The 9,000-nt window shown below is 69.9% G+C and carries 7 protein-coding genes; 1 reads left to right on the forward strand and 6 read right to left on the reverse strand.

Annotated features, from left to right (window positions below; all coding sequences use genetic code 11):
- Positions 1–59: 59 nt before the first annotated feature.
- The 6 genes from carB to pyrR all read right to left on the reverse strand — a co-directional run bounded on the left by carB (position 60) and on the right by pyrR (position 8,146).
- Positions 60–3,368, reverse strand: a complete 3,309-nt coding sequence (gene carB / locus AB0D14_RS30565; protein WP_362785574.1) for a carbamoyl-phosphate synthase large subunit — start codon at positions 3,366–3,368, stop codon at positions 60–62.
- Positions 3,361–4,560 (reverse strand): glutamine-hydrolyzing carbamoyl-phosphate synthase small subunit, encoded by a 1,200-nt coding sequence (gene carA, locus AB0D14_RS30570; protein ID WP_362785577.1) that lies wholly within the window; start codon positions 4,558–4,560, stop codon positions 3,361–3,363. The genes carB and carA overlap by 8 nt, the downstream gene beginning before the upstream one ends.
- Complete coding sequence (locus AB0D14_RS30575) at positions 4,557–5,150, reverse strand: hypothetical protein (protein WP_362785579.1); 594 nt, start codon at positions 5,148–5,150, stop codon at positions 4,557–4,559. The genes carA and AB0D14_RS30575 overlap by 4 nt, the downstream gene beginning before the upstream one ends.
- Positions 5,147–6,433, reverse strand: coding sequence for a dihydroorotase (locus tag AB0D14_RS30580; RefSeq protein ID WP_362785582.1), 1,287 nt, complete (start codon positions 6,431–6,433; stop codon positions 5,147–5,149). Before AB0D14_RS30580 ends, AB0D14_RS30575 begins: the two co-directional genes overlap by 4 nt.
- 3 nt (positions 6,434–6,436) lie before the next feature.
- Positions 6,437–7,432, reverse strand: coding sequence for an aspartate carbamoyltransferase catalytic subunit (locus tag AB0D14_RS30585; RefSeq protein WP_362785585.1), 996 nt, complete (start codon positions 7,430–7,432; stop codon positions 6,437–6,439).
- Between the two features lie 123 nt (positions 7,433–7,555).
- Positions 7,556–8,146, reverse strand: coding sequence for a bifunctional pyr operon transcriptional regulator/uracil phosphoribosyltransferase PyrR (gene pyrR, locus AB0D14_RS30590; protein ID WP_362785588.1), 591 nt, complete (start codon positions 8,144–8,146; stop codon positions 7,556–7,558).
- Between the two features lie 244 nt (positions 8,147–8,390).
- Here pyrR and bldD point away from each other — a divergent pair, with 244 nt between their 5' ends.
- Entirely contained in the window at positions 8,391–8,891 is a 501-nt protein-coding gene (gene bldD / locus AB0D14_RS30595) for a transcriptional regulator BldD (RefSeq protein ID WP_006379429.1), read from the forward strand.
- Positions 8,892–9,000: the final 109 nt, after the last annotated feature.

Raw genomic sequence — 9,000 nt, forward strand, 5'->3', positions numbered from 1 at the left:
TGTCCTTACACAGCCTCACAGAGAGGGGGACACCGTTTCCGGTGTCCCCCTGGGGGCTGCTAGTCGCGGGCCGCGGTCAGATGCTCGGCGTGTTCCTGCAGTGAACGTACGCCCACGTCGCCGTGGGTGAGCGCGTCGATGCCCTGGACGGCCGCGGCGAGCGCCTGGACGGTCGTCAGGCAGGGCACGGAACGGGCCACGGCCGCCGTACGGATGTCGTAGCCGTCGAGGCGGCCCCCGGTGCCGTACGGCGTGTTGACGATGAGGTCGACCTCGCCCTCGTGGATGAGCTGGACGATGGTCTTCTCGCCGTTCGGGCCCTCGCCCTCGGACTGCTTGCGCACGACGGAGGCGTTGATGCCGTTGCGCTTGAGGACCTCGGCCGTGCCGGACGTGGCGAGCAGTTCGAAGCCGTGGGCGACGAGTTCACGGGCCGGGAAGATCATCGAGCGCTTGTCGCGGTTGGCGACGGAGATGAAGGCGCGGCCCTTGGTCGGCAGCGGACCGTACGCGCCCGCCTGGGACTTGGCGTACGCCGTGCCGAACACCGAGTCGATGCCCATGACCTCGCCGGTGGACCGCATCTCCGGGCCGAGGATCGTGTCGACGCCGCGGCCGTTGACATCGCGGAAGCGCGACCACGGCATGACGGCCTCCTTGACGGAGATCGGCGCGTCCAGCGGCAGCTCACCGCCGTCGCCGACGGCCGGCAGCAGCCCCTCGGCGCGCAGCTCGGCGACGGTCGCGCCCAGCGAGATCCGGGCGGCGGCCTTGGCGAGCGGCACCGCGGTCGCCTTCGAGGTGAAGGGGACCGTGCGCGACGCACGCGGGTTGGCCTCCAGGACGTACAGGATGTCACCGGCCATCGCGAACTGGATGTTGATCAGTCCGCGCACGCCGACACCCTTGGCGATGGCCTCGGTCGAGGCCCGCAGCCGCTTGATGTCGAACCCGCCGAGCGTGATCGGGGGCAGCGCGCACGCCGAGTCGCCGGAGTGGATGCCGGCCTCCTCGATGTGCTCCATGACACCGCCGAGGTACAGCTCGTGGCCGTCGTACAGGGCGTCCACGTCGATCTCGATCGCGTCGTCCAGGAAGCGGTCCACCAGGACCGGCCGGGACGGGCTGATCTCGGTCGACTCGGCGATGTACGAGGACAGCCGCGTCTCGTCGTACACGATCTCCATGCCGCGCCCGCCGAGGACGTACGACGGCCGGACGAGTACGGGGTAGCCGATCTCGTCCGCGATGGCCTTGGCCCCGGCGAAGGTGGTGGCGGTGCCGTGCTTCGGCGCGGGCAGTCCGGCCTCGGCGAGGACCTGGCCGAAGGCGCCGCGGTCCTCGGCGGCGTGGATGGCCTCGGGCGGGGTGCCCACGACCGGGACGCCGTTGTCCTTGAGCGCCTGCGACAGGCCCAGCGGGGTCTGTCCGCCGAGCTGGACGATCACGCCCGCGATCGGTCCGGCCAGCGTCTCGGCGTGGACGATCTCCAGCACGTCCTCCAGCGTCAGCGGCTCGAAGTACAGCCGGTCGGAGGTGTCGTAGTCCGTGGAGACCGTCTCGGGGTTGCAGTTGACCATCACGGTCTCGTAGCCCGCGTCGCTCAGCGCGAAGGAGGCGTGGACGCAGGAGTAGTCGAACTCGATGCCCTGGCCGATGCGGTTCGGACCGGAGCCGAGGATGATCACCGCGGCCTTCTCGCGGGGCGCCACCTCTGTCTCCTCGTCGTACGAGGAGTAGAAGTACGGCGTCTTGGCCGCGAACTCGGCGGCGCAGGTGTCGACCGTCTTGTAGACCGGCCGCACGCCCAGCGCGTGCCGTACCTCGCGCACCACGTCCTCGCGCAGCCCGCGGATCTCACCGATCTGGACGTCGGAGAAGCCGTGCCGCTTGGCCTCCGCGAGCAGCGAGGGCTCCAGCTTGTCGGCGGCGGCCAGTTCGTCCGCGATCTCCTTGATCAGGAACAGCTGGTCCACGAACCACGGGTCGATCCTGGTCGCGTCGAAGACCTCCTCGGGGGTGGCGCCCGCGCGGATGGCCTGCATGACGGTGTTGATGCGCCCGTCGGTGGGCCGGGCGGCCTGAGCCAGCAGCTCGGCCTTGTCGCCGGGCTCGCCGACGAACGTGAACTGGCTGCCCTTCTTCTCCAGCGACCGCAGCGCCTTCTGGAGCGCCTCGGTGAAGTTCCGGCCGATCGCCATGGCCTCGCCGACCGACTTCATGGTCGTGGTCAGCGTGGAGTCGGCGGAGGGGAACTTCTCGAAGGCGAACCGGGGCGCCTTGACGACCACGTAGTCGAGGGTCGGCTCGAAGGAGGCCGGCGTCTTCTCGGTGATGTCGTTCGGGATCTCGTCGAGCGTGTAGCCGACGGCCAGCTTGGCGGCGATCTTGGCGATCGGGAAGCCGGTGGCCTTCGACGCGAGGGCCGAGGAGCGCGAGACCCGCGGGTTCATCTCGATGACGATGATGCGGCCGTCGTCGGGGTCGACCGCGAACTGGATGTTGCAGCCGCCGGTGTCGACGCCGACCTCACGGATGATCGCGATGCCGATGTCCCGCAGGCGCTGGTACTCGCGGTCGGTCAGCGTCATCGAGGGCGCGACGGTGATCGAGTCGCCGGTGTGGACGCCCATCGGGTCGAAGTTCTCGATGGAACAGACGACTACGACGTTGTCGTTCTTGTCGCGCATCAGCTCCAGCTCGTACTCCTTCCAGCCGAGGATGGACTCCTCCAGGAGCACCTCGGTGGTCGGCGAGAGCGTGAGTCCCTGCCCGGCGATGCGGCGCAGCTCCTGCTCGTCGTGCGCGAAGCCGGAGCCGGCGCCGCCCATGGTGAAGGAGGGGCGCACGACGACGGGGTAGCCGCCGAGCGTCTCCACGCCCTGGATCACGTCGTCCATGGAGTGGCAGATGACCGAACGGGCGGACTCGCCGTGTCCGATCTTGGCGCGTACGGCCTCGACGACGCCCTTGAAGAGGTCGCGGTCCTCGCCCTTGTTGATCGCCTCGACGTTGGCGCCGATCAGCTCGACGCCGTACTTCTCCAGCACTCCCTGCTCGTGCATGGAGATGGCGGTGTTGAGGGCGGTCTGGCCGCCGAGCGTCGGCAGCAGGGCGTCGGGCCGCTCCTTGGCGATGATCTTCTCGACGAACTCCGGGGTGATCGGCTCGACGTACGTCGCGTCGGCGATCTCCGGGTCGGTCATGATCGTCGCCGGGTTGGAGTTGACCAGGATCACCCGCAGGCCCTCGGCCTTGAGGACGCGGCAGGCCTGGGTGCCGGAGTAGTCGAACTCGGCGGCCTGCCCGATGACGATCGGGCCGGAGCCGATGACCAGGACGGACTGGATATCGGAGCGCTTAGGCACGCTGGCCCTCCATCTGGACTGTGTTCATCAAAGACGTGAAGCGGTCGAACAGGTAGGCGGCGTCGTGGGGGCCCGCGGCCGCCTCGGGGTGGTACTGGACGCTGAACGCGGGCTGGTCGAGTAGCTGGAGCCCCTCGACGACCTGGTCGTTCAGGCAGACGTGGCTGACCTCGGCCCGCCCGTAGGGGGTGTCGGAGACCTTGTCGAGCGGCGCGTCGACGGCGAAGCCGTGGTTGTGCGCGGTGACCTCGACCTTGCCGGTCGTGCGGTCCTGCACCGGCTGGTTGATGCCCCGGTGCCCGTACTTGAGCTTGTAGGTGCCGAAGCCGAGGGCGCGGCCGAGGATCTGGTTGCCGAAACAGATGCCGAAGAGAGGCGTTTTACGCTCCAGTACCGAACGCATCAGGGCGACCGGGTGATCGGCCTGCTCCGGGTCGCCGGGGCCGTTCGAGAAGAACACGCCGTCGGGGGCGACCGCGTAGATCTCCTCCACGGTGGCGGTGGCGGGCAGCACGTGCACCTCGATGCCGCGCTCGGCCATGCGGTGCGGGGTCATGCCCTTGATGCCGAGGTCCACGGCGGCCACGGTGAACTTCGCGGCACCGATCGGGACGGTTTCGCCGTCGGGGCCGATGGCCGGGACGACGTACGACTCCTTGGTGGCCACCTCCTCGTAGAGGCTGGCGCCCTTCATCTCGGGGGCCTGGCGCACCTCGGTCAGCATGGTGCCCTCGTCGGGCAGCGCGTTGCCGGAGAAGATGCCGACGCGCATGGCGCCGCGCTCGCGCAGATGGCGGGTGAGCGCGCGCGTGTCGATGCCGCTGATGCCCACGACACCCTGCTCGGTGAGTTCATCGTCCAGCGAGCGCCGGGAGCGCCAGTTGGAGGGCACGCGCGCGGGGTCGCGTACGACATAACCGGAGACCCAGATCTTCCTGGACTCCATGTCCTCGTCGTTGATGCCCGTGTTGCCGACGTGCGGGGCGGTCATCACGACGACCTGGCGGTGGTACGACGGGTCGGTGAGGGTCTCCTGGTAGCCGGTCATGCCGGTGGAGAACACCGCTTCGCCGAAGGTCACCCCCACGGCCCCGTAGGCACGGCCGCGGAACGTCCGGCCGTCCTCCAGGACGAGTACGGCGGGGGTCGCCTTCTGCCTCTGTGCGGCGGTCCCCTGGTCGGAGGTGGTCATCGTGCGCCTTCCGTGTCGTTGCTCTTGTCGATCATGTGGTTCAGGGTGTCGACCCATTCGGTGTGCTCGGCCGCGTGGTCGGAGCGGAACCCCGAGTCGATCAGCTTGCCGCCGTGCTCCCAGGTGACGACGAGCAGTCCGCCCTCGGTGAGGACCTTGCCCGCGATGCCCTTGTCGAGCCGTGCCTCGCGCAGTTGTGCGCGGGGTACGAAGAAGTCGGCCGCTCCGGGCCGTACGACGTCCAGACCTGCGTCCGTCAGACTCAGCTCTGCCCTGCTGCGGGTGCCCAGGCCGTGCGCCACGATGCGGTCGAGCCACTGCCCGGCGGTGGTGGAGCCGTGGTAGCGGCCGCTCATGCTCAGTCTGGCGTCACCGGGCTCCTCCGGCACGGCAGGCAGCTCGGGCAGGTCGCCCTGGAGGGTGCCACGCCACTTCCAGCCCTCGCGCATCAGCCAGTAGACGAGCGCGATGAACAGGACGAGGCCGACGAGCCAGCCGATCCGGGCGGCCCAGTCGGTCACTTCCGCGGACTTCTGGTCCGCCGCGAGGTCCGTTGCGATCTGCGCTGCATGGGGGGTGAGTGATGTCACGCGAGCTTCCCGTCGACGAGCGTGGCCCTGCCCCGCAGCCACGTGTGCGTGACACGGCCCGGCAGCTCACGACCCTCGTACGGAGTGTTGCGGCTGCGCGACGCGAAGCCCGCGGGGTCCACCTCTCCACGGTATGCCGTGTCGACGAGCGTGAGGTTGGCGGGCTCACCTGCCGAGACGGGGCGGCCGTGGCCCTTCGCCCGGCCGATCTCGGCGGGCTTGCGGGACATCCGGTCCGCGACGCCGGCCCAGTCGAGCAGGCCGGTCTCGACCATCGTCTGCTGGACCACGGAGAGCGCGGTCTCCAGGCCCACCATGCCCATGGCGGCGGCGGCCCACTCGCAGTCCTTGTCCTCGTGCGGGTGCGGGGCGTGGTCGGTGGCGACGATGTCGATCGTGCCGTCGGCGAGCGCCTCGCGCAGGGCCAGCACGTCGCGCTCGGTGCGCAGCGGCGGGTTGACCTTGTAGACCGGGTTGTAGGAGCGCACCAGCTCGTCGGTGAGGAGCAGGTGGTGCGGGGTGACCTCGGCGGTGACGTCGATGCCGCGGGACTTGGCCCAGCGGACGATCTCGACGGAGCCGGCGGTCGAGAGGTGGCAGATGTGGACGCGGGAGCCGACGTGCTCGGCGAGCAGGACGTCCCGGGCGATGACCGACTCCTCGGCCACCGCGGGCCAGCCGCCGAGGCCCAGCTCCGCGGAGACGACGCCCTCGTTCATCTGGGCGCCCTCGGTGAGGCGGGGCTCCTGGGCGTGCTGGGCGACGACGCCGCCGAACGCCTTCACGTACTCCAGCGCCCGGCGCATGATCACGGCGTCGTCGACGCACTTGCCGTCGTCCGAGAAGACGGTGACGCCGGCGGCGGACTCGTGCATCGCGCCCAGCTCGGCGAGCTTCTTGCCCTCCAGGCCGACGGTGACGGCTCCGATGGGCTGTACGTCGCAGTAGCCGTACTCCTGGCCGAGCCGGTAGACCTGCTCGACGACGCCTGCCGTGTCGGCGACCGGGAAGGTGTTGGCCATGGCGAACACAGCGGTGTAGCCGCCGCTCGCGGCGGCCCGGGTGCCGGTCAGAACCGTCTCGGAGTCCTCGCGGCCGGGCTCACGCAGATGGGTGTGCAGGTCGACGAGCCCCGGCAGGAGCACCCTGCCGTCCGCCTCCACGACCTCGGCGCCCTCGTCCGAAAGCCCCGTACCGACCTCGGCGATCGTCTCGCCGTCGATCAGCACGTCCTGCGGCTCGCCGCCGAGCACCTTCGCACCACGGATAAGGATCTTGCTCATGTCTTACTTCTCCTCGGTACGGGTGTGGGTGACGGCGGGCACGCTTTTCGCGTCGAACACGGCGCCGCCCAGGAGCAGGTACAGGACGGCCATCCGGATCGAGACGCCGTTGGTGACCTGCTCGATGGCGGTGCAGCGCTCCGAGTCGGCGACCTCGGCGGTGATCTCCATGCCGCGGACCATCGGCCCGGGGTGCATCACGATGGCGTGCTCGGGCATCTTGGCCATGCGGTCGCCGTCGAGGCCGTAGCGCCGCGAGTACTCGCGCTCGGTCGGGAAGAACGCCGCGTTCATCCGCTCGCGCTGGACGCGCAGCAGCATCACGGCGTCGGACTTGGACAGCGTGCTGTCGAGGTCGTACGAGACCTCGCAGGGCCAGGCCTCGACGCCGACCGGCACCAGGGTCGGCGGGGCGACGAGTGTGACCTCGGCGCCGAGGGTGTGCAGCAGGTCGACATTCGAGCGGGCGACGCGGCTGTGCAGGATGTCGCCGACGAGCGTGATGCGCTTGCCTGCCAGGTCCTGGCCGAGACCCGCGTCCCGGCCGACGAGCCGGCGCCGCATGGTGAAGGCGTCGAGGAGTGCCTGGGTGGGGTGCTGGTGGGTGCCGTCCCCGGCGTTGATGACGGCGGCGTCGATCCAGCCGGAGGTCGCGAGCCGGTAGGGGGCTCCGGAGGCACCGTGCCGGATGACGACGGCGTCGACGCCCATCGCCTCCAGGGTCTGGGCGGTGTCCTTCAGGGACTCGCCCTTGGAGACGCTGGATCCCTTGGCGGTGAAGTTGATGACGTCCGCGGAGAGGCGCTTCTCGGCGGCCTCGAAGGAGATCCGGGTACGGGTGGAGTCCTCGAAGAAGAGGTTGACGACGGTGCGGCCGCGCAGGGTCGGCAGCTTCTTGATCGGCCGGTCGGCGACCCGGGCCATCTCCTCGGCGGTGTCGAGGATCAGGACGGCGTCGTCGCGGGTGAGGTCGGCGGCCGAGATGAGATGACGCTGCATCTTTCAGGCTCCGTAAGGCAGTTCAGGTCGGGAAGCGGGCACCCGGATGTGTCCTGTGCGGCGCAGCCGGGCGGGCGGGGCGCGAGTGGGCGCGGCGTACGGCGGCGGCCGTACGCCGGAGAGCTACTGCTGCCCGCCCGGGGAGGTCTGCTTCACACCGAGCAGCACGGTGTCGCGACCGTCCTCCTCGGCGAGCTGGACCTTGACCGTCTCCCGCAACGACGTGGGGAGGTTCTTGCCGACGTAGTCGGCGCGGATCGGGAGTTCGCGGTGGCCCCGGTCGACGAGGACCGCGAGCTGCACGGCGCGTGGGCGGCCGGTGTCGTTCAGCGCGTCGAGGGCGGCGCGGATGGTGCGGCCGGAGAAGAGCACGTCGTCGACGAGGACGACCAGGCGGCCGTCGATGCCCTCAGCGGGGATGTCGGTGCGGGCCAGCGCACGCGGCGGATGCATGCGCAGGTCGTCGCGGTACATGGTGATGTCGAGGGAGCCGACCGGGATCTTGCGGTCGGTGATCTCCTGGAGCTTGGCGGCGAGCCGCTGGGCCAGGTGGACGCCCCGGGTCGGAATGCCCAGGAGCACCACGTCCTCGGCGCCCTTGGCGCGCTCCACGATCTCGTGGGCGATGCGGGTCAGGACCCGCGCGATGTCGGGCGCCTCCAGAACGGGCCGCGCATCGGACTCGTACTGCTGCTTCTGCTGTTCGGTGTCCATACGAAACGGACCTCCTTCTCCGCCTCTCGGGACGGATCATTAAAGGACGTCGGATTTGCGCCATCAACGCTACCAGCCCGGCAATGCCCCTGATCACCCCCCTCGTCCCGGCCGTGCCCCGCCTGCACAGAGGGCCCGGTACGGACCATTCGGCTTGACGAGGCAGAGTCACGCTGCGTAACCTCACAGTGAGTCACCAGCCGCGCGGCCGAGCCGCACGTCGACACAGTGTCCGGGGAGCTATATGTCCAGCGAATACGCCAAACAGCTCGGGGCCAAGCTCCGCGCCATCCGCACCCAGCAGGGCCTTTCCCTCCACGGTGTCGAGGAGAAGTCCCAGGGCCGCTGGAAGGCGGTCGTGGTCGGTTCGTACGAGCGCGGCGACCGCGCCGTGACCGTACAGCGCCTTGCGGAGCTGGCGGACTTCTACGGCGTTCCCGTGCAGGAGCTGCTGCCGGGCACCACGCCCGGCGGAGCCGCCGAGCCGCCGCCGAAGCTGGTCCTCGACCTGGAACGGCTGGCCCACGTGCCGGCCGAGAAGGCGGGCCCCCTGCAGCGGTACGCGGCGACGATCCAGTCCCAGCGCGGCGACTACAACGGCAAGGTGCTGTCGATCCGCCAGGACGACCTGCGCACTCTCGCCGTCATCTACGACCAGTCGCCCTCGGTCCTCACCGAGCAGCTGATCAGCTGGGGCGTCCTGGACGCGGACGCGCGCCGCGCGGTCTCCCACGAAGAGGGCTGACCCGCACCAGCACTGAGAAGGTGCTCAGTACGGACCGGTGCCGCTCCGACAGACCGCGGCGCAGCCCGGCATCCGGAACCGGCGCGGGCCGCACCCGGGCGAGTTCACC

This window comes from Streptomyces sp. NPDC048484 (assembly GCF_040651415.1).
In the GTDB taxonomy this organism is placed as follows: Bacteria; Actinomycetota; Actinomycetes; order Streptomycetales; family Streptomycetaceae; genus Streptomyces.

Excerpts from the sequence above, each read along its gene's own strand:
- AB0D14_RS30585 (WP_362785585.1), bottom strand. The coding sequence starts at position 7,432 with ATGCAGCGTCATCTCATCTCGGCCGCCGACCTCACCCGCGACGACGCC.
- pyrR (WP_362785588.1), bottom strand. The coding sequence starts at position 8,146 with ATGGACACCGAACAGCAGAAGCAGCAGTACGAGTCCGATGCGCGGCCC.
- bldD (WP_006379429.1), top strand. The coding sequence starts at position 8,391 with ATGTCCAGCGAATACGCCAAACAGCTCGGGGCCAAGCTCCGCGCCATC.
- carA (WP_362785577.1), bottom strand. The coding sequence starts at position 4,560 with ATGACCACCTCCGACCAGGGGACCGCCGCACAGAGGCAGAAGGCGACC.
- AB0D14_RS30580 (WP_362785582.1), bottom strand. The coding sequence starts at position 6,433 with ATGAGCAAGATCCTTATCCGTGGTGCGAAGGTGCTCGGCGGCGAGCCG.